Below are 21,595 nucleotides of genomic sequence, written 5' to 3' on the forward strand. Positions count from 1 at the left end.
CCGTTTATTGTTCACACAATAATACGGCCTATTCAAGTCTGCCACTGGAGGGTTAGGCCTTGGTTTTGAGCAACTTAGCCAAAAATAAAAACGCCATCACTCCAAAAGACAATACGTAGCCACACACGCCCATCACAAGCTCTATATTAAAACTGTAAAAGTTAGCCGAGGCATCCATCCAGTATTGAACGGTTCCAAATTTCACAAAGTAAAACCGGTTGCTAACCGCCCCCATCATCGTCATGTAATTTCCCAAAAATACTGAGACCAGGTACAATACAATAAAAGAGTTTTTATTTTTCGTCAACTCAATTACGATTAAAGTATAGGCATTCCAAACACCCCATAGTGCCATATGTATGACTGCCACGCCAAAGATGTTCTGAAAAAACACGCCTACTGAAATGCTGTCTCCTGCACCGTAGACCAAAGTATTTATAAAAAAAGTCATAAAAATATATATGAACACACAAGCACTTGTGAGCATCGTAATAATAAAAAACTTGCAGGCATAGAGGGTTGCTTTCGAGACGCCACGCCCAATGTACACATCGACAACTCGATACGTGTAGTCATCGGCTATGAAGAAACAGAATAGCGGCAACAACAATAGTGACAGGTTAAAACATGTGTTCAAGCCATACAGCGTTGAGTTGACCCCTGAAGAAACGCTACTGGTTAAATCCCATGAGTAGCCTACTAAAATCAATCTCTTTTGAACCAAACTCAGCCCGACAAAATAGACAAAAACCCAGAACAGTGTATGGTATATGCTCTTTCTTTTTCTTAGCCGATAGAGCTCTGCATTTACTATGGCAATCATATAGTATGCCTCATTAGCACCACTCTAAAAAACTGCTCTAAGGCCATTTCATAGTTTTCAATCCTTTTAAATGACAATCCTTTTTGCTGAAAATCATGTACGACTTGATAAATATCTGTTTGTTTAGAAAATACGATGCTGTTTTCATCAATTTTTATGCCACCACATAGCCCATCAAGAGCTTCTATCTGCTCCAACTCACTTGCGTCACTGAACACCAAGCAATGGTTGCCCTTGAGTTCTTCCTCAAGCTGTTCATGTGTCATTTCCATGAGGCATCTTCCAGTGTCTATAATGCCATAATGGGTTGCAACCAAGTGCAACTCCGGTAAATTATGGCTTGATATTAAGAACGTGGTCCCTTCCTTTCTATTCAATCTGCGAATCAAATCCCTTACTGTTGCCATTGCAACTGGGTCGAGTCCATTTAAGGGTTCATCTAAAATAACCAGTCTCGGCCGATTCATTATGGCTAAAGCAATGCCCAACCTCTGTTTCATTCCCAGAGAATAAAATTTAACTTTTTTATTGCTTGCATCAACCAAATCCAGCATATCGAGCGCTTTTTTCGCAGCTTTTGTGTCCTTGCAACCAAACAAGCGCCTATAATACTCGAGATTTTGTAACCCTGTTAAATTGGGATAAAAAGCGGGGATTTCAAACAAAGTCCCTATTTTCTTTTTAGATATCTTATGAAACTCAGTCTCTCTCCCCATTAGCTTAATATGCCCTCGATCGTGATTGACAATCCCCATAATGCTCTTAATCAAGGTGGATTTCCCCGCGCCATTTGTCCCAATCAAGCCATAAATTGATCCTTCGGGAACTTTGAGGTCGATTGCCTTCAAAACATATTCTTTTCCATACTTTTTATGTACATTTTTGCATTCTATCATATTCCCTCCCCTGAACATTAATGAATATCGGATTTATTTATTTTTAAGAGCCCAATGCCAATGAAAATACATAAACTTGTTATTAACATAAACGTCATAACAGTGTACTCTTGTATGCCAAAGGCCTCGTTTTCAATAACACCTAGCATCCAGTACTGGTAAAACCAATACCTTGCCGTTATCCAGCTGTCATTCATTAGGGTCATGAGAAACAAGGTTCCAAACCCTATCAAGCCCATGATGTAAAAACCGATGAGCTTAGAGGTACTTTGCACAAATACGCATATAACCAGCGCAATAAGTCCAAACAATGACAAGAAGCCCCCTTGAAAAATAAGCGTAATCAGTAGCCGCTTCCAGTAAAGCCCCATTGGCTCTTGTAAACCAAATCCATACAAGAGCGTCCCAACAGCCATCGGAATAAAAACGAGTGATAAGTAAAACACAAGGGTAGTGATAACTGTAACAAAAACCTTGCTTAAAAAATAGTCATTTTTCGTGTATCCCGAAGCCAGTGTGTTGTAAATGGTCTTTGAACTGTAGTCGTGCCCCATGACTGAAACATAAATCGGCAGCGCCATTAGTGGGATGTTCATCGGTGTGCCAATACCATAATAGATGCCGTAGGCGCCATTTTTTAAACTATTCACTTCTGGGAGATTGTTGTAACTCATTATAATGATAGGGACTTCAAGTAAATCAATTAATATGTACATGAGAATACAAAGTAAAAATGTTATATGTATCATTCGGCTGTGGGCCAGTCTATACAAATCCGCTTGAATTAATTTTAGCACTTAGTATCACCTCTTCATTTTTTTTACAAATATATACTACCGTTTGTGAAAACGATTGTCAATATCACCGTTGTTTAATTTTTTATGATTTGTACTAGATAAACATATTTTACTATATAGGGTTCACTTAAAAACAGCCTCTCACCAATCACTTGTATGCTTAAGTCAAACCGCCAAAAAAGGCTAAAGACCGATCACTGCGGTCAAGCGTTTATCGGTCTCTTTATTATTGCCAGCCCCTTAAGACTTTCTTTCTCGCCACCACTTGTGAAGCGCCAGTGCTATAAAAGGTGCTGATTTCAGCAGTGGACTAATGTTTGGGTTTTGAAGGATGCCGGTGTAGAGGAGAGCCAATAGCAACCCGGCATAAATAAACAAATAGATGTGCATATCGACCTCCAGTAAAAAGTTTGCTCATCAAAATCTAAACTGTCCAACAACCACTGACTAGCAAGTGCCTGTTCCTGAAGAAAGCACCGTGGAACAAGTATCCGTCCTCAAAGCGCGCCATACACAGCGCTCTATAGCGATTAACTCATCACAAACTCTTTTTCTCAAAACCAGCATTTGACTCATCCATTACACAACCGTGAGGATTTGAATGTCGTATTCCTTTCTCTTGATTTCTTCTACCATGATATCTTTACGGGTTTCCAGAATCGGCATGACTTTATCACCAACAAAGAAACGATCCATTTTCCAGCTGCTTATGAAAATAATACGACCACCCTTACCAACTTTCTCCATCGCGCTTTCTAATACGCCACAGAAAATACTCTGCATGTGCCCCAGCCCGTTCATGCAAGCGACCACATCAACCGATTGATTGAGTAAATTCAGTTCAAGTGCATCGTACTGTAATAGCTCGACATTGCTTGGACACGTTTGCACGCGTTCCAGTCGGACAGACTCAATATCAATTCCGGTTACACGCTTTGCATACTTAGCGCTTTCAAGTGAAAATTTTGCTTCTCCACATGCAATCTCAACAACGTTTTTACCTAACAGATACAACTCAAGTTCCTTACAAATAGATTCTATGATTCTCATAGTGGCTTCACTCTTTCCTTTCTATTTATTCACTGCTAGATTTTGAAATAATCGCTAAAGGGCGTCGAGTAAGTCAAAGGGTTTTCCCCGCTCTCTCCCCTACAACTTAAATTCTATGTTATTTTTATAGTGACTATAAGAGTGCTGTTTTTTCATATTCTATGAAAATTTAAATGGCACTCTTAAATTTTAGCATTTTTTACATGCCCCTTTCAATAGAATCATTTCAAGCATTCTAATCGCTCCTTATTTTATAAATATTTACAAACTCATTGGTGGAAGCTACATTAGAAATAGAGATGTTTTGGTCATTCTTTATGAAATTTAACATAGGCATTTATCATATACTTCCCCATGAGGTTATTTTCTAAAAGCTTTATAACCACAGGTTTTGGTAGCAATAAACACGTGCTGAGGGGAACCTAGGCTGTATACCATTGACTGGTCACAAAACAAACCCGCTGACAACAGTCCTCCGTCAGCGGGTTCACTCTGTTTAACGCATTCGATTGTAGGTCATTAAAACAATACCGTCGCTGACGGCTTGTGACACCAAGTGCAGCGGCAGCGTCGGCGTACCCCCTAAAAACAATGGCCTGCCCTCACCTAGGATAATGGGGATTACGCCGACGATATACGTGTCAATAACATCGGCTTTAATAAACGCATCGGCAAGTCCGCCTCCGCCGTAAATCCATATGGCCGCTTCGCTGGCTTCCTGAAGAGCGACGACGTGTTCACAGATGGCGCCATTTACAAAAGTCACATTGTCGCCCCCTGTAAGCGGTCTCGATGTGGCCACCACAATCGCCTTGTCCTTAAATGTTTCAAACGCTTCTGCCGGACAGTCTTCATAAGCTTTGGCACCCATAACAATGGTGCCGACAGACGCCAAAAAGGCCTCAAAATCATACGGTTCCCCTGAGGTTAGCCCCTTGCCGTCTTCCCCTTTAATCCAATCGAAACCGCCGTCCGGGTCGGCGATGTAACCGTCCAAACTCATTGCCAAATTCAGTACAATCTTGCCCATTTATACACCTCCTTGTAACCTGTCTAGATCAATAATGCCGTCAAATTTTGATAGATACGCCGCCCGACGGTCGTGTGTAATGACAAAAACCGTCTTATCGGCACAGTCTAAGATAAAGCGATGCACCCACGCCACATTTTCGGGGTCGAGGGCACTGGTGGGTTCATCAAAGATAACAATGGAAGACGGTCGAATAGCCGACCGCAGCAGTGCGAGACGCTGTCGCTCGCCCCCTGAGAGTTTAACCCCTCCGGTGCCCACAGCCTCTGGACGACTGAAAAATGCCGGTGTCAAGTTGACACGTGCTAGAGCCGCCGGTTCAACAGCGAGCGGCCGATTTAAGCGCACATTGTTTGCAATGGTGTCGTTGAACACAAACGGGTTTTGCGCAACGTAGTCGACGTGACGAAGCAAGTCATCGTAATCCAGCGTCTGTACGTCTACGCCGTTGATTTCAATAGCACCCCTATACGCCACTTTGCCCATCAGCGCACTTAATAGCGACGTTTTACCGGAACCGGAGCGGCCGATAAACGCGTACTTTTTACCGGCCTCGAACGTGTAGCTAAACGGTTGCACCACTTCCTTGCCTTCGTAGTCAATAGATACCCTTTTGTACTCAATCGCACCATTTTCGAACTGCCGTCCCGAACCGCTCTCCTCAATGGCCAATACCTGTTCGTAATGTGCGCGCACCCCTTTTGTAGCTTTGAGATGCGTCATGCGCGACAACAAGGCGTTGAGAGGTGAAAAGACGAAATTGAGCAACTGGGTCCCAGCAATCATCGCTCCCACAGTTATGTCCCCTCTGACAATCAGAACCGCCGCTATAATCATACAGCCCATATGCGCAATCATCCCGATGGAACTGCTCAACTCCACCACGACCCGGTCGACGACCTCACGTACCAATCGACGCTGTTCGTATGAAGCATCAACAGCCCCCATCTTGGCTTTGAACCCCTCGCCGGCACCGTTGTCTACAATGGTGTTGCGCCTTGTAACAAATTCTTTAACCGCCTCTAAAGACGATGCGGCACTTTCTGAAAAGCGCTCATAGGCATGTGACGAACGCTTTTTCAGCGCTCTAACCAATAGGGGCGGCACCGTTGAAACGGCTACAAAAGCGCCGAAGAGCTGCGCATCTATAAAATACAGCGCCACGAGGCTAATCACTATTTTAAACCCGTAGCCGACAATTGTGCTCAGTGCGGTAAGATAAGACTTGTACAGAGTATCTGCATCGCTTTGAAACAAGTTGAGAACAAACGCCTGTGGCAACGCTTCCACAGTCATTCGCCGCCCTTTTAAAAGCTTTGCAAAAATGGCCGCTTTAACATCCAAAAGTACCTTTTTAGAGAAAAGGCGGTTGAAATATGTATCGAGGCTGTTGAACACAAACATGCCCACTATGGCCGTTACTGTGAGCAGCGCGTTTAGACGCAGCGGCGACCAAGTGCCTTCAATGGCGGCATTGGTGAGGTTTCCCATGGCATAAGCCAGCACCACCCCGAGGCTGTTGGCCACAATGCCGAAGAAAATCGACAACAAGAGCTTGCCCTTGTGTTTGTAGATGAATGGTTTCATAACACCTCCTTGTAAATCACTTTCGGTTCACTACCCAGCTTTATTACCCTATTCATTTTTCGCCCTTTTGTCAACATTTTTGTAAAGGTTTGCTCTCTTTACAAGGGAAAGCCCGCCAAGTTCTCTACCACTTGACGGGCTTTTCAGGTGAAACCGTTTTCGATGCATTAGGCGACGTTTGCTTTTGACGCACCAAAGTCACATCAGCGCCACTCGACAACGGCTTCCCGACGCGGTACCGTCCTACGGTACGTCACATCCGGATGGCCTAGTGCCAAGCACGCCACAACTTTTTCCCGATGCTTAAGATTTAATGTGCGCCTAATGCGGTTCGACCGATTGGCAAAAGTCGTAAAAATCCCGACGTGAAGGCCGCCCAGTCCGTGGGTACGTGCGTGCATCTCCATACTCTTTGCCGCCAGTGCCGCATCGACATCGCTTGTTGAAACCACCAAAATTGCCACCGGTGCATTCTTAAAGACAAAACCGCTATCAAAGGTGTAATTGCTCAAATCTTTTTTCAGCGGCAACGCCTTGCCAAAGATTTTTGAGAGTTTTTGCAGCCCACGTAGCTTAGGCAACACCAGTTGTTCTAAACGATCGATATCGTCCCTCACCACAATATACCGCACCCCTTGGCGGTTGACAGCCGTTGCTGTAAAACGCCCAGCCTCTATGATGTCTTCAATAACAGACGGCGCAACCGGTTCGCCTGTAAACTGGCGAATGGTTCTCAAGCGCTTGATAAAGCCCATCATTGCATCAGGGGCAATCAGAGGCGGCAGTGTATCGTAGTCGACGACCTCCTCGGGATTTAAATCGCTGATGGTCACCGCTTCCGTAGGACAAATTGCAACGCAATGCCCGCATTTGATACACGCTTCCGATGTAATGACGGCTTTGCCACTTTCTTTTGCAATAACCCTGCTCGGGCAATCAGTTACACAAAGACCGCATCCGACACAGCGCTCTGCATCTATATTTACTTGATACGTCACTTAGTACGCTCCTTCCTTCAAATAAGCCGTGTATTCCTTTAGATGGTCTGACAACGCTATTAGGTCGATCAACCCGCCTTCAATGTCCACGGCATAAAAATTCATCGTTCCCTCTTTCCGCATGCGAATGACCTGTGCCTCTTTTAAAATCTTTAAGTGGTGAGATACCGCAGGCCGCGACAAATGGGTACGCGCTGTAATTTCGCCGACGCGCATACCAACGCTGCAGGGGGCTTCCATTAGAGCCAAGAGTATATGTTGTCGTGTCTCGTCTCCAATGGCAATCAGTACTTTTTGGCTGCTTATAAAATCAGTTCTTATTTTTTCTATTGTCTGGGTCATCATTTGCCCTTCTTTCTTTTGGTTTAAAGCTTTAAACGGTTAAACCTATTTTAACAGAAATCGTCCTACCGTCAACATTGAGAAAGAAAATCGAGACGAATAACCGTCACAACTGTAAGATATTTAATCTTCATTCGTTATTATATAAAGCATGTTATTATTAATATAGAAAGGAGCTGAAAATGAAACGTATTTTAACACTTTACCTCATCATAGCTGCACTGCTGATAATGACCTTTTACAATCTGGGTAAACAGAGCCGCATCGACGCCTATCACGACCTTCATGTCACTCAATACGAAGAACAGCTCGACACAGTGCTGTTAAAGCTGAAACAACTTAAAGCAGCGGTTGCAACAGGTGCGCCCATTGCCGCAACGTATATGATTCAATGTAGAGGAGAACTGGTGCAACTCGGCTTTACAATAGAGTATTTTTCCCCTGAAGTGAACTTTAACACGCTAAGTCCACTGTCTTTTCAATTTATCTATTACAACCAGTTGCTGCTAGAAGAGCAACTCAGCAACACGCCTGATAAGCGTGCCATAGAAGATATGATTCACAATTTTAGCGCGTTAAAAAAAGCCCATATTTTCGCCACAGAATCCGGCGACTTCCAGACCATTCGCGAGCGCTGGAACGCTGCATTAAAACAGTTCATATTAAATACGTCACCTGATATTTTTCGATTGTAAAGGCGGTCTATCTCATGAAAAAAATAGGTTTTATTGCACTCTTAATCGTACTCGTGTGCGCTTATGGCGCCTATCAACTCAGCGCTTATAAAGTCGATGTGCTCTATCACGCAGACGGCGTGCGGATCTACAACAACAGTCTCGTCCTCGTTAAAAGTGCCTCCCTTTTCAACAGCTCTATGGAAAATTACCGTGTAAAACTCTCTGAGGAAGGCTTTGCTGCTGTGGCTTCTGCTCAGCTGCTCAATAGCCTAGAGAATGTCTCAAATTCGGTAGCGTATTTTGAGCTCAACGCCGAGAGACGTGGTGTTGACGATGAGACGCGTCAAATTATCGACGATTATACAGCGTTCCTAGAGACCCTCTACGAAGCTGTTGAAAAGCAGACTTTTAAAGTGCACGACGACCTCGACGCCATTGAGCGCGTAGAGGCCGACATCAGCACCCTCTTTGAAGCTGCACTCTTCACCAAAGAGGATCCCGGTTTAAAAACCCTATCTGACAAGTGGAATGCGCTGTCACTTAATTTTAGAAAACCTTAAGTTCTGGCCATAATACCTGTAAACCTCACCTTATTGCTATTGATTTAAAAAGGAGTTCATTGATATGAAAAAAATTTATATCGCGTGTCTTATCATCGTCGCGGTGACAAGCATCCTTTTCTACAATCTGGGTAAACAAAGCAGCATCGACGCGTATCACGACCTTCATGTCACTCAGTACGAAGAACAGCTCGACACAGTGCTGTCCGAGCTCCAGCAGCTTAAAGAGGCTATTACAACTGAGGCGCCTGATACGGCAAAGTATTTGATTCAAAGTAGGGGCGAACTGGAGCGGCTTTCCCTCACCATAGATCGCTTTGAGACCGAAACCGGTTATTCAAGCCTCAACACACTCACATGGTATTTTCTCAGATACCACCAGTCGATTTTAGACGCACAGTACCGCTACACGCCTGAAGTAGAGGTCATCGATAAAATGATTCAAGATTTTACCACATTGAAAGAGGGGCGTATTTTCGACACGAAACCAGGGGACTACGAGACCATCCGCGCACGATGGAAGTCTGTTAAAGAACAGCTTTTACTTCACCCTAAACCCGATACTTGGCAATTGTAAAGGAGGGTATTTCTCATGAAAAAAAAAGGTCTTATAACACTCTGCATCGCACTCCTGTGCGCTTACGGCGCCTATCAACTCAGCGCTCTAAAAACAGATTATATTTACCACGAAGACAGCGTCCGTCTCTATGAAAGAGTCCTCGATTTTACCGCTATGTCTGCGTCGAACTATCACACTCCCCTAAGAAAAGAAAAACTTCCCAAGACCACCCCAGTTCTACTGCTCAATCATTTGGAAAAGCTTAGAGACGCGGTGGCGTATTTTGAGTTCAACGCCGAGAGACGCGGTGTCGACGACGAGACGCGTCAAATTATAGACGACTATACAGCCGTTGTGGACACCCTATACGAAACTGTTGAAACGCAGGCTTTTGATTTTGACGCCATGGAACGCGTAGTGGCCGACTTAAACACCCTTTTTGAAGCTGCACTCTTCACCAGAGATGATCCCGGTTTAAAAACCCTATCTGACAAGTGGAATGCGCTGTCGCTTAATTTTAGGAAATCTTAAGTTCTGGCCATAATACCTGTACACCTCACCTTATTGCTATTGATTAAAAAAGGAGTTCGTTTATATGAAAAAAATTTATGTCGCGTGTCTTATCGTCGTCGTGGTGACAAGCATCCTTTTCTACAAACAGGGTAAACAGAGCCGCATCGACGCCTATCACGACCTTCATGTCACTCAGTACGAAGAACAGCTCGACACAGTGCTGTCCGAGCTCCAAAAGCTTAAAGAGGCTGTTACAACTGAGGCGCCTGATACACTAAAGTATTTGATTCAAAGTAGGGGCGAACTGGAGCGGCTTGCCCTCGCTATTGAACGTTTTAAAGCCGAAAATAGCTATTCCAGTTTCATCTCGCTCACACGGTTGTTCCCAGAATACCACCAGTCAATTTTAGACGATCAATACTACTATACGCCTGAAGCAGAGGTCATTGATAAAATGATTCAAGATTTTACCACATTGAAAGAGGGGCGTATTTTCGACACGAAACCAGGTGACTACGAGACCATCCGCGCGCGATGGAAGTCTGTTAAAGAACAGCTTTTACTTCACCCTAAACCCGATACCTGGTCATTGTAAAGGAGGGGTTTTCTTATGAAAAAAACAGGTCTTATAACACTCTGCATCGCACTCCTGTGCGCTTACGGCGCCTATCAGCTCGGTGCTATAAAAACAGATTATTTTTACCACGAAGACAGTGTTCGTCTCTATGAAAGAACCCTCGATTTTATCGCTACAGATGCGTCGTATTACCACATGCGCCTAAGTAGCGAAAAGGCTTCCAAAGACGCCTCAATTCTACTGCTCAATCAATTGGAAAAGCTTAAAGACGCGGTGGCGTATTTTGAGTTCAACGCCGAGAGACGCGGTGTCGACGACGAGACGCGTCAAATTATCGACGACTATACAGCGTTCCTAGAGACCCTCTATGAAGCTGTCGAAAAGCAGACTTTTGAAGCGCACGACTTGGACGCCATTGAACGCGTAGCGGCCGACTTAAACACTCTTTTTGAAGCTGCACTCTTCACCAAAGAGGATCCCGGCTTAAAAACTCTATCTGACAAGTGGAATGCGCTGTCGCTTAATTTTAGGAAACCTTAGTTTCAATAGCATTACCTGCGGGAAACAGGCGATTTATGGCCGTAAAGCCTAAGCCATTTCGGCCTCTATAATCGTCTGTCCTCTTAAAAGCTTTATCAAAGAACCTTCTGCAAATAAAGCCGTTAGCAGAAGACCACAAGCGATGCCCGAGCCCACCATAACGGAGATGATGCCAAACTTTTCGACAAAAATTCCAAATGCATAAGCCCCTAAAGAGGCGGCGATGCCACTTAAAAAGCCCAATATAGAGAATACCCGCGCCTGAAACTGTACGGGAATGTGCGTGCCCAGACGAGTTCCCAGCGGTAAACTGGTCAGTACGTCGCCAAATCCGTAGACGAACATCATTAAAAATGGCAGTACGAGCACGCTTGTAAACGGAATAAACAGTATAGCTGTAACGAACATCACACAGCCCAGCAATGTTGCTCCAACATAGCCCAGTCGGTTGTTAATCGACTTAAAAAGCAAAGTTGCTAAAATAACACCTGCCGCCGCTGAAGTCTTCAGCAAACCGTAATACGATTCCGGTAGACCGTGCCCTGTCTTGACCAAAATTGGGAGACTCAACGTAAACATCGACTCAAAGAACTGGATGCCCGCCGATAAAAATACCACTTTCAAAAGCAACTTGTTGCGGAGAGAAAGCTCAAATCCCTCTTTCAAGCTGATGGCCCATTGGCGCACAAAGGAAAGGCTTTGTGCAGTCGTTTTTTGGTGCGTCGGCGTTGTATCTTGTTTAATAAATAGTGTACAGAGGACTGCAACGAAAAAAGTGCCTCCATTTAACGCAAAGGCAAAAACTGACCCAAGGAATTGTGCCGTTACCCCGCCGACCAATCCCCCTAATATGGCTGATACGTTACCTATGATAATGGTTTGTCGCATGGCCATTTCATACGCTTCTTTGGGAACGAGCATTCTCGGCAAGACACTGCCCGCCACTTTCGAAAGTGACGACCCAAACACATTGGCCACATAAAGGGACGCCACAACAGCTGTGGAAAAATGACCGCTTTGTGCGTACAAAGCGATAACCAACCACATCGTCCCACTCCAAAAGTCACCTATAACCGACAGACGCTTCCTATTGTATTTGTCTACAACCGGTGCCAATAATGGGTTGAGCAGCGTATCGATAAAGATGGGCACCGCCAAAATTGCTCCCAGTGCCGTCGGCGATCCTGTCTTTTCAATTATCCACCATGAAAGCGCTATGTATCCGGCCATACTCCCAAGAGAAGAGATAAACTGACCGGCTCTAAACCAGTAAAAACATGAAGACAATTTGTTCGTCACACCATACCTCCTAATATCCTTTTGTGTTATCCAGTCTATTGATTCAAAAGATTTTTTTTTCTTATAATAAATTGTATACTAAATTACTCAGAGCGTCACCCGACTCACGTGAGGGGGTTCTTTAATGGAGGCATCTAATGCACTATAATACCGTCAATTTCGGAAATGCCATCAGAAAAATTCGTAAAAAGTTAAAGCTCACACAAAAAGACGTGGCCACTATCACAGGTATCAACGAAAACACCCTGCGCAGGCTTGAAAACGGCAAGGCCCTTCCCAAACAAGAGACACTGGATTTATTAAGCATTGCCTATAAACAGGATATTTCTCAGATTTTTTTATCGTGTCGAATGGACAGTTTTGGCGTATACACAGATTTAATGATTGAAATAGAAAAAGCCTTCGAGGCCAGTAATCCCCACCAACTACCGCGAGCACTTTTACAACAAACTCGAACTCCAGTTGCTTATGAACATTGCCGTTGCTGAAAACGACCGCAATAACCATTCCATCGCGTTGGAACTGTTAGATTTCTGCGTATGGTATCTAGAACATAACCTCGACCTAAAAAAAGGGGTGCTACCTACCAAAATTTACTTGAACGCTTCTTATATGCACTACCTGAACGCCTCATTCTATGATGCGCTTAACTATGCCAATCAGGGCATTACCTACAATAACAGCCAACGCAGTCAGTACAGTATCGGGCACTTGTACGCTCGAAGGGGATTCGCGGCTCTGAAACTCGGCTATGACACCTCCGATTACATAGATGCTTTTAACAAAGCTGCATTCTACCACGAAGTTTTGGGACAAGAAGCGCTTAAAGAACTTCTTACACGCACCTTAAAAGAACGCGAAGGCATTGATTTGCTCAATCATTAAACCGCTCCAACGGAACACTTCCAGTAAGAACAAGCTTTCTTAATTTGAAAAACATCTTCAAAAGGCTCATAAAAAATGTAACAGCCCTCTAAAGGAGAAGACCGTCCGTCTCCTAAAGAGGGCTGTTTTAATAGGCACCTCAAAAAAGGCTCTAATTGAATACATGTAAACTGCATTAACACCTGTTAAAAATAAATATCCAATTTATTTATTATCTATTTGGGGGGTGTTTGAATTTTTATAGCATAGGTAGTTGGATACTAAAAGTAATAAAAACGCCGCTATGAATATTTGAGCAAAAATGAACGCAAGGTGTATCTCATTTTGTGAAAAAATCAAATAGGCGCCTATTGTAGAAATCAAAAAGAGTAAAATGATTACGATTCTAAACTTATTTTGTATGTCTCTAGTTTCATACCATTTTCCTGAATCAATTAACATATCACTTATCCTGAATTATTCATGACGGTTCACGAAACACTCCCCAAAACCGCATAGTTACTGTGTTTTAGACTACTTTTGCTTTTCACTTATCAAGTGAAACCTAAATAAATAGAAGAAGAGCTCCAACTTTGTTAAAATGAAGTTACCACACTCACAAACTAACAAAGGAGAAACTCTTCATGTCTAGTGTAAGTTCACTTCAGCTCGAAAGCAATAGTAAAATCAAAATAAATTTCAATGGAGGCGATTTATCCTCCGATTCGGGGCTGCTTCTCATAAAAGAATTCGCCCATAAGTTTGGCTTCAATAAACACATCAGCCAGTTTGTAACGGACAAAAATGATAGCTTCCGTAAACACAAAGACCATCAAAATCTATCCCAGCTAATTTATCAAATCCTTGCTGGATACTTTAATGACAATGATGCAGACGAACTGACCAATGAACCTGTCTTTAAAAGTATTCTGGGTAAACAGGCTCTTGCCTCACAACCCACACTGTCGAGGTTCTGGAACCGTATGGATGGAGATACAGTCAAACAGTTTGAAGATATCATCCGTCATATGAGATCATCGGCCTACAGGACTAAAATGCCAGAACAAGTTCTGCTTGATCTTGATTCAACCCTACTTAACACGTACGGCAAGCAGGAAGGCGAAGGCTTTAATTACCACTATCAAGCTCATGGATATCACCCCTTACTCTGCTATGACGGACTCACTGGAGATCTTCTCAAAGCAGAGCTTCGAGATGGTACCGCCTATAGTTCTACAGGCGTCTGCGAATTCATGCAACCTTTATTAGATGAATACTTTACGAAGTACCCTGATGTCCATCTGTTCCTCCGTGGAGACAGTGGTTTTGCAACACCAGACTTGTACAAACAGTGTGAAAGCAATGGTGTATCCTATGCCATACGTTTGAAAGCAAACAAAATACTGTATGCTCACGCAAAACATTTGGATGATGAAATAACCGAAGCTACAAAGGATAACATGATTGATTATGTGGTCCGTTATGATGAGTTCTTGTACCAAGCCGGTAAATGGGACTATCCTAGACGGGTTATCGTCAAGGTCGAGAAACCGTACAATCAGCTAACCAATCAGTATGCCTTTATTGTGACCAACATGGATCTCAGTCCTGAAGAACTAATTAAGTTCTATCGACATCGAGGCACCATGGAAAACTTCATCAAAGAAGGTAAAAGTGGCTTCAACTTTGCATCAACGCCAAGTAAGGACAAAGTCGTTAATGCGAATCATCTACTGCTCCATGTCCTAGCATACAACCTATTTAATTACTTTAAACGATTGGTATTACCTAAAAGCATGAAGAAAATGTTGATAGATACCATTCGATTGAAGCTGCTCAAAATCGCATCAAAGGTTGTTAAAGCAGCAAGATATATTCATTTCAAACTGTGTAGCAGTTGTCCATACAAGAATGAGTTCTATGAAATTCTTGAGAACATCCGTCGACTTCCACAGTTGGAATAAACGTAACTGATGAACTTTGAAATCTGAAAATCGAGAAAAGTATTGTCCACAGGATAAGTCTGCCCATTTTTAGGTGATAAACAGGAAGACGTCTTCTATGATAAGCATTATGAAGCGCAAAAACTTAAATCCGCTCGATTTTTGGTGATATCATGGGTTCATGAATAATTCAGGCTGAATTATTCATGACGGTTCACGAAATACTCCCCAAAACCGCATAGTTACTGTATTTTAGATTACTTTTGCTTTTCACTTATCAAGTGAAACCTAAATAAATAGAAGAAGAGCTCCAACTTTGTTAAAATGTAGTTACCACACAAACACCAAAACAAAGGAGAAACTCTTCATGTCTAGTGTAAGTTCACTTCAGCTCGAAAGCAATAGTAAAATCAAAATAAATTTCAATGGAGGCGATTTATCCTCCGATTCGGGGCTGCTTCTCATAAAAGAATTCGCCCATAAGTTTGGCTTCAATAAACACATCAGCCAGTTTGTAACGGACAAAAATGATAGCTTCCGTAAACACAAAGACCATCAAAATCTATCCCAGCTAATTTATCAAATCCTTGCTGGATACTTTAATGACAATGATGCAGACGAACTGACCAATGAACCTGTCTTTAAAAGTATTCTGGGTAAACAGGCTCTTGCCTCACAACCCACACTGTCGAGGTTCTGGAACCGTATGGATGGGGATACAGTCAAACAGTTTGAAGATATCATCCGTCATATGAGGTCATCGGCCTACAGGACTAAAATGCCAGAACAAGTTCTGCTTGATCTTGATTCAACCCTACTTAACACGTACGGCAAGCAGGAAGGCGAAGGCTTTAATTACCACTATCAAGCTCATGGATATCACCCCTTACTCTGCTATGACGGACTCACTGGAGATCTTCTCAAAGCAGAGCTTAGAGATGGTACCGCCTATAGTTCTACAGGCGTCTGCGAGTTCATGCAGCCCTTACTTGATGAATACTTTACAAAGTATCCTGATGTCCATCTGTTCCTCCGTGGAGACAGTGGTTTTGCAACACCAGACTTGTACAAACAGTGTGAAAGCAATGGTGTATCCTATGCCATACGCTTGAAAGCAAACAAAATACTGTATGCTCACGCAAAACATTTGGATGATGAAATAACCGAAGCTACAAAGGATAACATGATTGATTATGTGGTCCGTTATGATGAGTTCTTGTACCAAGCCGGTAAATGGGACTATCCTAGACGGGTTATCGTCAAGGTCGAGAAACCGTACAATCAGCTAACCAATCAGTATGCCTTTATTGTGACCAACATGGATCTCAGTCCTGAAGAACTCATTAAGTTCTATCGAAATCGAGGCACCATGGAAAACTTTATCAAAGAAGGTAAAAGTGGCTTCAACTTTGCATCAACACCAAGTAAGGACAAAGTCGTTAATGCAAATCATCTACTGCTCCATGTCCTAGCATACAACCTATTTAATTACTTTAAACGATTGGTATTACCTGAAAACATGAAGAAAATGTTGATAGATACTATTCGATTGAAGCTGCTCAAAATCGCATCAAAGGTTGTTAAAGCAGCAAGATATATTCATTTCAAACTGTGTAGCAGTTGTCCATACAAGAATGAGTTCTATGAAATTCTTGAGAACATCCGTCGACTTCCACAGTTGGAATAAACGTAACTGATGAACTTTGAAATCTGAAAATCGAGAAAAGTATTGTCCACAGGATAAGTCTGCCCATTTTTAGGTGATAAACAGGAAGACGTCTTCTATGATAAGCATTATGAAGCGCAAAAACTTAAATCCGCTCGATTTTTGGTGATATCATGGGTTCATGAATAATTCAGGCTTATTATTATATTTAAAACAAAGACCACCATTAGTATCTCTATTATGAATGTAAAGTTTAAAGAAATAAAATCCGTTGCTTCCAGTGCATATAGAATAAATAATAAAAGCTGATACAACATCAGCGTCAAAAGACTTACTTTAAATTGCTTCCTACTGTATACTGTCTTTTTTTCAACCTTTCTTTCCCCCTTGACAAACATATGGTAGCACAAAAGTGTATTAATGAACCATAGTATAAACAGCCCTTCCAATATAACCCATACGTTGTCGAATAAAAAGTAGGCTGTTGGAAGCCATATCAAGCCCACTAAATACAGATAATATTTGTATGGATTTCTAATTTTATCGATATCATAAAATTTACCGTATTCTACCAGTAAGTACTCGACAACTTTGTAACCCACCCAAACAAATATCCATAATTTGGATGGTGTTGTGTAGTGGGTTAGGAGCCCATACACCAAAACAATTTGAAATACGGCGATGACGAATAATCGAATGACCAACTCTTTAAACGTAAAATGACTTTTACTCAACTTTTAGCCTCCTTGAGAATCTAGAAACTTACTCAACTTTCCCTCCAAAATTAAAAACAACTGTTTGAAACGGAGAGTCGGTGAGTTAATTAGCTATAATAGCCCCCAATGTCAAGACACAGTTTTCAGGAAATTAGGTTATTCCTTTCTTTGATATTTTAGAGCATGCTAAGCAGACTCATAGGGTGTTAAGTCATTCAATGATTGATGAATTCTTTCGAAGTTGTAAAACCTAATGCATTCCACTACTCTGGCATTGTCTGGCGCTCGCCCAACAGAATTAGTACCAATCTGAATCCCTTCACTTTTCAGTAAGGATATGTAGTCAGTACTGGTGAACTGCCCCCAAAGAGGGCTGTTTTAATAGGCGTCAAAAGTCGTTTTTTCAGACAGAAGAAAGTCTGGACCGTGTCCGGGATACACGCGGATAGCCTTTGGCAGCGTCTCAAAAAAAGCCACTGAGTGACGCTTATACGCTTCTCTATCGCCGCCGAGCATCTTAGTGACCACCGTTTTTCCCAGCGATAAGGCATCCCCAGAAAACAGCATTTCATCAACAAAATAGATGCAAATGCTCCCTGTGGAGTGGCCGGCAGTCGCCTTTAAAACGATGTCGCGCCCGCACCACTGTAAACCCAGCGCGTCGGTGAACACCCTGTCCACCGGCACGCGCTCAAACGCCGGCAGGGCCTTTGCCTCGGCACCGACGAAATGCATGTGTAGGCGATACGTCCTTTTAAGCAGCTTTGGCACCTCGTCGAGCTTCCGGTCACATGTTTCGGAGGCGATGACCTCGCCCCCGATGTGCCGCTTGACCTCGGCCAGTGCCGCAACGTGGTCGTAGTGCTCATGGGTCAGCACAATGTAGTCGTTTTTCAGGTCGTGTGCCACTACAAAGGCCCTTAGAGCCGCCCCGTCGTTGGGGTCGATGACCATCGACCGCTTTGATTCTTCACAGTAAATAACGTAGCCGTTGCTTTGATAATCTGTGCCCACAAAGCGCGCGATTTTTATGCCCACGACTTTACTTGACCTCGATGTCGTACTTTTTAAGGATTTCCATGCCCTTTTCAAAAGAGCTGAAATCGATGATGTCGGTGGTGTCCATCATAATGTCAAAAGCGTCCTCAAGCGTGGCAATCAAATTCATGTGCCCAATGGAATCCCAAGCCGTAATCGATTGGTACGCAAGGGCTTCAACCTCACCTGCCGGCACATCAAAACTTTCTACAAATGCGTTTACATACGTTTCATAATTCATTTTATCGTCCTCCACTATTATACAGTTGCCGACCCGCTACACTTCTGTATCCGGTGCCGTGTAATCGGTCTCTATGAAAACCGCCTTTGCCTCTACCGGGCTAAACATCGATGTGCTCCCAGACAAATACTGCTTGCGAAACGCCTTGTTTTGCGCAGCGAGGCAAACCGGCGAATACTCGCCAAAATACTTGATGCTGAAACCGTAGTCGAATATAGACTTCAGCGACTGTTCCTTGACATTGCCTACTTTTAAATTGATAAACGGGCAAGGCAGGGCATCGCCTTTAGGCGTAATAAACAACCTGTTCATTGCCCAACATCCGGAGATGCCTTCCTTTTTGGGATCGTAGAAATCCCATGTATCAAAATAACTTTTATAGGTCTTTCGAATGCGGTTAAAGATTTCGAGGTCTTCTGCGTCCAGCACGTTGTCTTTCCAAACGCCATAGGGCATAGCGAGCAAAAAGTAGGTGGCGTAGTCATTGGCCTTGGCGTATTCCAAAAGGTCAAACAAGTCTTGAGATTTGGAATTGTGGTGACCGAAAATAGGCTGTATCCACGTGGCCAGTCCGGCATTTCTCGCGTTTTCAAGCGCTTGTAATGCCCGCTGGTGCGCCCCCTTTACCCCTCGCGATCGGTCGAATGCCTCGGCGTCCATCCCCGACAAGCTCACGGCGACGCAGTCGACACCGCGCTCCGCCAGTATTTCTGCGAGTTCAGGGGTCAACAAGTAGCCGTTGGTGACGAGAATCACCTGAAAGCGTTCCGGTTTTAGGGCTTCGAGTATTTTAAAAAGGCTCTCTCGATCCACTAAGAGCTCGCCGCCCTGTAGAACGATTTCCCAAACCCCCAGTTCGTAAGCCTCGTCTGCCACCCGGGCAATGGTTTCAAAGTTCAGTGATACGCCGTTGTGCGCCATATCCTCTCTCTCGTAGCAAAACTCGCATTTGAAATTGCAGATGTTGTTGTAATCAATGGCTATCGAACGCGGTATGCGCCCGACTTTGTTGCCGTTTTTCTTGACTTTTCGGATGAACTGCCGCATCTTCGACATCACTTCCGGTTTGTTCATAACGCCCATATCACGCCTCCTGTTCAGACAACAGCGCTTCTATACGTTTGAGTACCTGCGGCGCCGTCAACCCACAGGCTTCCAAAAGATCGCCGTAATCGCCTGCCATAGGGTAGCTGTTTTCCACGCCGAGCATCAGTTGCACCGGGCGCGTACGCTTTGAAGCGTAATACTCTGCTATGGCGCTGCCCATGCCGCCGGCCACCATGTGTTCTTCCAGTGTGACGAGGTAGGGGTGCGCCGCCAGCTGATTGAGAACGGCTTCGTCCAGCGGTTTTATCGTGTGCATATCCACCACTGTACAGCGCGTTCCGGCGGCTTCGAGTTTTTCTGCCACTTCCAGTGCTGTCGCCACCAGTGTGCCCGTGGCCACCAGTGCCAAATCGCCGCCTTCTTTTAAAATATGGCTCTTTCCGATTTCAAATTCAAAGTCTTCTGTATACACCATAGGCGTGTTGACTTTCCCCGTCAGTCTCAAATACGCCGGCCCATCGTATTCGGCGAGGGCATAGAGCGCCTTGACCACCGATGCCCCGTCTGCCGGAGACACAATGGCGATGTTGGGAATTGAGCGGATATTGGCGATGTCTTCGAGGCCCATATGCGTCGGACTCAAATCGCCTTCTGCCAAGCCGCCGCCAACGCCTACGAGTTTGACATTCAGACCCATATACCCGAGGTTCACTCTCACTTGATCCAGCACCCGCGCCGTTACAAAGGTCGCGTAAGTGGCGGCAAAAACGTGCCGACCTTCTTTGGCCATACCTGCGGCCACGCCGACCATGTTCTGTTCGGCAATGCCCATGTCCAGCAGCCTCTGCGGAAAATCGTTTTGGAACTTCTCGACGCCGAAATAACGTGCGACGTCGGCGGTCATAAAGACAAACGCGTCGTCTAAAGCCGGTAAATCGTTAATGACTTGTCCTAGAACGCGGCGCATCCCGAGCATCGACCAAATGCGCGCGTTTCTCTTAGTTATCTTCTGCATGTTCTATCTCCGCCATTCCTATACGATACATTTCTTCAGTAAAATAGCCAATGTGCCATTCCACTTTGTTTTCCGTAAGACTGAGTCCCTTCCCCTTTCGGGTATGGGCAATAAGCGCTTTTGGTGCCGTTGTGGGCACGGCGAGGGCTTCGCGCACGGCGAGGACATCGTGTCCATCCACTTCGAAGGTTTCAAAACCGACGCTTTCCCACCGTCGCGCCATGTGGGCTTTCCCCATGACCTGTTCTGTGGTCCCGTCGTTTTGAAGGCCGTTGACGTCGATAATCGCCGTGAGCCGATTGAGGCCGAAGTGCGCTGCCGAAACAGCCGCTTCCCACACCGAACCCTCATCGCATTCGCCGTCTCCAAGCATCACATACACCTTCGACGTGGTATTGCCCTTTGCCTGCATGCCCAAAAGGCTTCCCACGCCAAGTGACAGCCCCTGTCCCAAACTGCCGCCTGAAAATTCGAGCCCCTTTTCAACATTGAATTTCGGGTGCTTAAAAAACGGCGATGCCCCTTGCATGGCGCCGTCGATTTCGTCTGCGCTAAGAAAGCCCGCTTCGTGAAGTGCCGCGTAGAGACCGATGGCGCTGTGCGCTTTGCTCATAATAAAGCGGTCTCGCCCTTCCCAAGTGGGGTTTTGTGCGTCGTAACGCATGACGTCGCCATAGAGGACAGCCAGTATGTCCGCCGCCGATAGACTGCCGCCCATGTGCGCACCTTTTGTCCCCGAGTTCAGTGCCATTTTCATAATGCTTTTTCTAATGCGCTTGGCCATTTGCTCAAGTGCTGTTTTTGACTGCATACTGTT

At 44.4% G+C, this 21,595-nt stretch carries 25 protein-coding genes; 10 read left to right on the forward strand and 15 right to left on the reverse strand.

What is annotated here, in order from left to right:
• Positions 1-52: 52 nt before the first annotated feature.
• The 9 genes from ACR6HW_RS09105 to ACR6HW_RS09145 form a co-directional block, all read right to left on the reverse strand.
• The gene (locus ACR6HW_RS09105) at positions 53-823 is read right to left on the reverse strand and encodes a hypothetical protein (RefSeq protein ID WP_455730820.1); all 771 of its coding nucleotides are present in this window, start codon (positions 821-823) and stop codon (positions 53-55) included.
• Entirely contained in the window at positions 820-1,719 is a 900-nt protein-coding gene (locus ACR6HW_RS09110) for an ABC transporter ATP-binding protein (RefSeq protein ID WP_455730821.1), read from the reverse strand. Before ACR6HW_RS09110 ends, ACR6HW_RS09105 begins: the two co-directional genes overlap by 4 nt.
• Before the next feature lie 17 nt (positions 1,720-1,736).
• Positions 1,737-2,435: a hypothetical protein gene (locus ACR6HW_RS09115; protein ID WP_455730822.1), complete on the reverse strand. Its 699-nt coding sequence runs from the start codon at positions 2,433-2,435 to the stop codon at positions 1,737-1,739.
• 321 nt (positions 2,436-2,756) lie between these two features.
• The gene (locus ACR6HW_RS09120) at positions 2,757-2,906 is read right to left on the reverse strand and encodes a hypothetical protein (protein ID WP_455730823.1); all 150 of its coding nucleotides are present in this window, start codon (positions 2,904-2,906) and stop codon (positions 2,757-2,759) included.
• A 189-nt stretch (positions 2,907-3,095) separates the two neighbouring features.
• Positions 3,096-3,566 (reverse strand): class I SAM-dependent methyltransferase, encoded by a 471-nt coding sequence (locus tag ACR6HW_RS09125; protein ID WP_455730824.1) that lies wholly within the window; start codon positions 3,564-3,566, stop codon positions 3,096-3,098.
• 496 nt (positions 3,567-4,062) lie between these two features.
• A complete protein-coding gene (locus ACR6HW_RS09130; RefSeq protein WP_455730825.1) occupies positions 4,063-4,596 on the reverse strand; it encodes a dihydrofolate reductase family protein in 534 nt (177 codons plus the stop codon).
• Complete coding sequence (locus tag ACR6HW_RS09135) at positions 4,597-6,183, reverse strand: ATP-binding cassette domain-containing protein (protein ID WP_455730826.1); 1,587 nt, start codon at positions 6,181-6,183, stop codon at positions 4,597-4,599.
• Between the two features lie 203 nt (positions 6,184-6,386).
• Positions 6,387-7,181, reverse strand: a complete 795-nt coding sequence (locus tag ACR6HW_RS09140) for a nitroreductase family protein (protein ID WP_455730827.1) — start codon at positions 7,179-7,181, stop codon at positions 6,387-6,389.
• Positions 7,182-7,526, reverse strand: coding sequence for an ArsR/SmtB family transcription factor (locus ACR6HW_RS09145; RefSeq protein WP_455730828.1), 345 nt, complete (start codon positions 7,524-7,526; stop codon positions 7,182-7,184).
• Between the two features lie 179 nt (positions 7,527-7,705).
• Between ACR6HW_RS09145 and ACR6HW_RS09150 the strand changes: the two genes are divergently transcribed.
• From ACR6HW_RS09150 to ACR6HW_RS09175, 6 genes are all read left to right on the forward strand, one after another.
• On the forward strand, positions 7,706-8,218 hold the full coding sequence (locus ACR6HW_RS09150; protein ID WP_455730829.1) for a hypothetical protein: 513 nt from the start codon (positions 7,706-7,708) through the stop codon (positions 8,216-8,218).
• 14 nt (positions 8,219-8,232) lie between these two features.
• The gene (locus tag ACR6HW_RS09155) at positions 8,233-8,760 is read left to right on the forward strand and encodes a hypothetical protein (RefSeq protein ID WP_455730830.1); all 528 of its coding nucleotides are present in this window, start codon (positions 8,233-8,235) and stop codon (positions 8,758-8,760) included.
• Between the two features lie 64 nt (positions 8,761-8,824).
• Positions 8,825-9,337 (forward strand): hypothetical protein, encoded by a 513-nt coding sequence (locus ACR6HW_RS09160; RefSeq protein ID WP_455730831.1) that lies wholly within the window; start codon positions 8,825-8,827, stop codon positions 9,335-9,337.
• A 15-nt stretch (positions 9,338-9,352) separates the two neighbouring features.
• A complete protein-coding gene (locus tag ACR6HW_RS09165) occupies positions 9,353-9,850 on the forward strand; it encodes a hypothetical protein (protein ID WP_455730832.1) in 498 nt (165 codons plus the stop codon).
• A gap of 64 nt (positions 9,851-9,914) precedes the next feature.
• Positions 9,915-10,427, forward strand: coding sequence for a hypothetical protein (locus ACR6HW_RS09170; protein ID WP_455730833.1), 513 nt, complete (start codon positions 9,915-9,917; stop codon positions 10,425-10,427).
• A 15-nt stretch (positions 10,428-10,442) separates the two neighbouring features.
• Complete coding sequence (locus ACR6HW_RS09175) at positions 10,443-10,949, forward strand: hypothetical protein (protein WP_455730834.1); 507 nt, start codon at positions 10,443-10,445, stop codon at positions 10,947-10,949.
• A 48-nt stretch (positions 10,950-10,997) separates the two neighbouring features.
• On the opposite strand, the gene ACR6HW_RS09180 is transcribed toward ACR6HW_RS09175, so the two are convergent.
• Complete coding sequence (locus ACR6HW_RS09180) at positions 10,998-12,248, reverse strand: MFS transporter (RefSeq protein ID WP_455730835.1); 1,251 nt, start codon at positions 12,246-12,248, stop codon at positions 10,998-11,000.
• Between the two features lie 137 nt (positions 12,249-12,385).
• Here ACR6HW_RS09180 and ACR6HW_RS09185 point away from each other — a divergent pair, with 137 nt between their 5' ends.
• The 4 genes from ACR6HW_RS09185 to ACR6HW_RS09200 all read left to right on the forward strand — a co-directional run bounded on the left by ACR6HW_RS09185 (position 12,386) and on the right by ACR6HW_RS09200 (position 16,742).
• Positions 12,386-12,736 (forward strand): helix-turn-helix domain-containing protein, encoded by a 351-nt coding sequence (locus ACR6HW_RS09185; protein ID WP_455730836.1) that lies wholly within the window; start codon positions 12,386-12,388, stop codon positions 12,734-12,736.
• Positions 12,717-13,133 carry a hypothetical protein gene (locus ACR6HW_RS09190; RefSeq protein WP_455730837.1) on the forward strand — a complete coding sequence of 139 codons (417 nt, stop codon included), beginning with the start codon at positions 12,717-12,719 and terminating at the stop codon, positions 13,131-13,133. The genes ACR6HW_RS09185 and ACR6HW_RS09190 overlap by 20 nt, the downstream gene beginning before the upstream one ends.
• A gap of 623 nt (positions 13,134-13,756) precedes the next feature.
• The gene (locus ACR6HW_RS09195; RefSeq protein WP_455727928.1) at positions 13,757-15,076 is read left to right on the forward strand and encodes an IS1380 family transposase; all 1,320 of its coding nucleotides are present in this window, start codon (positions 13,757-13,759) and stop codon (positions 15,074-15,076) included.
• Between the two features lie 346 nt (positions 15,077-15,422).
• Positions 15,423-16,742: an IS1380 family transposase gene (locus ACR6HW_RS09200; RefSeq protein WP_455728668.1), complete on the forward strand. Its 1,320-nt coding sequence runs from the start codon at positions 15,423-15,425 to the stop codon at positions 16,740-16,742.
• A 1,073-nt stretch (positions 16,743-17,815) separates the two neighbouring features.
• Here ACR6HW_RS09200 and ACR6HW_RS09205 read toward each other — a convergent pair.
• From ACR6HW_RS09205 to ACR6HW_RS09225, 5 genes are read right to left on the reverse strand one after another with little or no spacing between them, the layout of a single operon-like run.
• Positions 17,816-18,475, reverse strand: a complete 660-nt coding sequence (locus ACR6HW_RS09205; RefSeq protein WP_455730838.1) for an MBL fold metallo-hydrolase — start codon at positions 18,473-18,475, stop codon at positions 17,816-17,818.
• Between the two features lie 4 nt (positions 18,476-18,479).
• A complete protein-coding gene (locus tag ACR6HW_RS09210) occupies positions 18,480-18,716 on the reverse strand; it encodes an acyl carrier protein (RefSeq protein WP_455730839.1) in 237 nt (78 codons plus the stop codon).
• A 36-nt stretch (positions 18,717-18,752) separates the two neighbouring features.
• Complete coding sequence (locus ACR6HW_RS09215) at positions 18,753-19,799, reverse strand: radical SAM/SPASM domain-containing protein (RefSeq protein ID WP_455730840.1); 1,047 nt, start codon at positions 19,797-19,799, stop codon at positions 18,753-18,755.
• Between the two features lies 1 nt (position 19,800).
• Positions 19,801-20,778: a transketolase family protein gene (locus ACR6HW_RS09220; protein ID WP_455730841.1), complete on the reverse strand. Its 978-nt coding sequence runs from the start codon at positions 20,776-20,778 to the stop codon at positions 19,801-19,803.
• Positions 20,762-21,589, reverse strand: a complete 828-nt coding sequence (locus ACR6HW_RS09225; RefSeq protein WP_455730842.1) for a transketolase — start codon at positions 21,587-21,589, stop codon at positions 20,762-20,764. The genes ACR6HW_RS09220 and ACR6HW_RS09225 overlap by 17 nt, the downstream gene beginning before the upstream one ends.
• Between the last annotated feature and the right edge of the window lie 6 nt (positions 21,590-21,595).

The organism is Fusibacter sp. JL298sf-3 (assembly GCF_053842995.1).

Coding starts and splice junctions, on each gene's coding strand:
- ACR6HW_RS09105 (WP_455730820.1), bottom strand. CDS start 823: ATGATTGCCATAGTAAATGCAGAGCTCTATCGGCTAAGAAAAAGAAAG.
- ACR6HW_RS09110 (WP_455730821.1), bottom strand. CDS start 1,719: ATGATAGAATGCAAAAATGTACATAAAAAGTATGGAAAAGAATATGTT.
- ACR6HW_RS09115 (WP_455730822.1), bottom strand. CDS start 2,435: ATGTACATATTAATTGATTTACTTGAAGTCCCTATCATTATAATGAGT.
- ACR6HW_RS09120 (WP_455730823.1), bottom strand. CDS start 2,906: ATGCACATCTATTTGTTTATTTATGCCGGGTTGCTATTGGCTCTCCTC.
- ACR6HW_RS09125 (WP_455730824.1), bottom strand. CDS start 3,566: ATGAGAATCATAGAATCTATTTGTAAGGAACTTGAGTTGTATCTGTTA.
- ACR6HW_RS09130 (WP_455730825.1), bottom strand. CDS start 4,596: ATGGGCAAGATTGTACTGAATTTGGCAATGAGTTTGGACGGTTACATC.
- ACR6HW_RS09135 (WP_455730826.1), bottom strand. CDS start 6,183: ATGAAACCATTCATCTACAAACACAAGGGCAAGCTCTTGTTGTCGATT.
- ACR6HW_RS09145 (WP_455730828.1), bottom strand. CDS start 7,526: ATGATGACCCAGACAATAGAAAAAATAAGAACTGATTTTATAAGCAGC.
- ACR6HW_RS09150 (WP_455730829.1), top strand. CDS start 7,706: ATGAAACGTATTTTAACACTTTACCTCATCATAGCTGCACTGCTGATA.
- ACR6HW_RS09155 (WP_455730830.1), top strand. CDS start 8,233: ATGAAAAAAATAGGTTTTATTGCACTCTTAATCGTACTCGTGTGCGCT.
- ACR6HW_RS09160 (WP_455730831.1), top strand. CDS start 8,825: ATGAAAAAAATTTATATCGCGTGTCTTATCATCGTCGCGGTGACAAGC.
- ACR6HW_RS09165 (WP_455730832.1), top strand. CDS start 9,353: ATGAAAAAAAAAGGTCTTATAACACTCTGCATCGCACTCCTGTGCGCT.
- ACR6HW_RS09170 (WP_455730833.1), top strand. CDS start 9,915: ATGAAAAAAATTTATGTCGCGTGTCTTATCGTCGTCGTGGTGACAAGC.
- ACR6HW_RS09175 (WP_455730834.1), top strand. CDS start 10,443: ATGAAAAAAACAGGTCTTATAACACTCTGCATCGCACTCCTGTGCGCT.
- ACR6HW_RS09185 (WP_455730836.1), top strand. CDS start 12,386: ATGCACTATAATACCGTCAATTTCGGAAATGCCATCAGAAAAATTCGT.
- ACR6HW_RS09190 (WP_455730837.1), top strand. CDS start 12,717: ATGAACATTGCCGTTGCTGAAAACGACCGCAATAACCATTCCATCGCG.
- ACR6HW_RS09195 (WP_455727928.1), top strand. CDS start 13,757: ATGTCTAGTGTAAGTTCACTTCAGCTCGAAAGCAATAGTAAAATCAAA.
- ACR6HW_RS09200 (WP_455728668.1), top strand. CDS start 15,423: ATGTCTAGTGTAAGTTCACTTCAGCTCGAAAGCAATAGTAAAATCAAA.
- ACR6HW_RS09210 (WP_455730839.1), bottom strand. CDS start 18,716: ATGAATTATGAAACGTATGTAAACGCATTTGTAGAAAGTTTTGATGTG.
- ACR6HW_RS09215 (WP_455730840.1), bottom strand. CDS start 19,799: ATGGGCGTTATGAACAAACCGGAAGTGATGTCGAAGATGCGGCAGTTC.
- ACR6HW_RS09220 (WP_455730841.1), bottom strand. CDS start 20,778: ATGCAGAAGATAACTAAGAGAAACGCGCGCATTTGGTCGATGCTCGGG.
- ACR6HW_RS09225 (WP_455730842.1), bottom strand. CDS start 21,589: ATGCAGTCAAAAACAGCACTTGAGCAAATGGCCAAGCGCATTAGAAAA.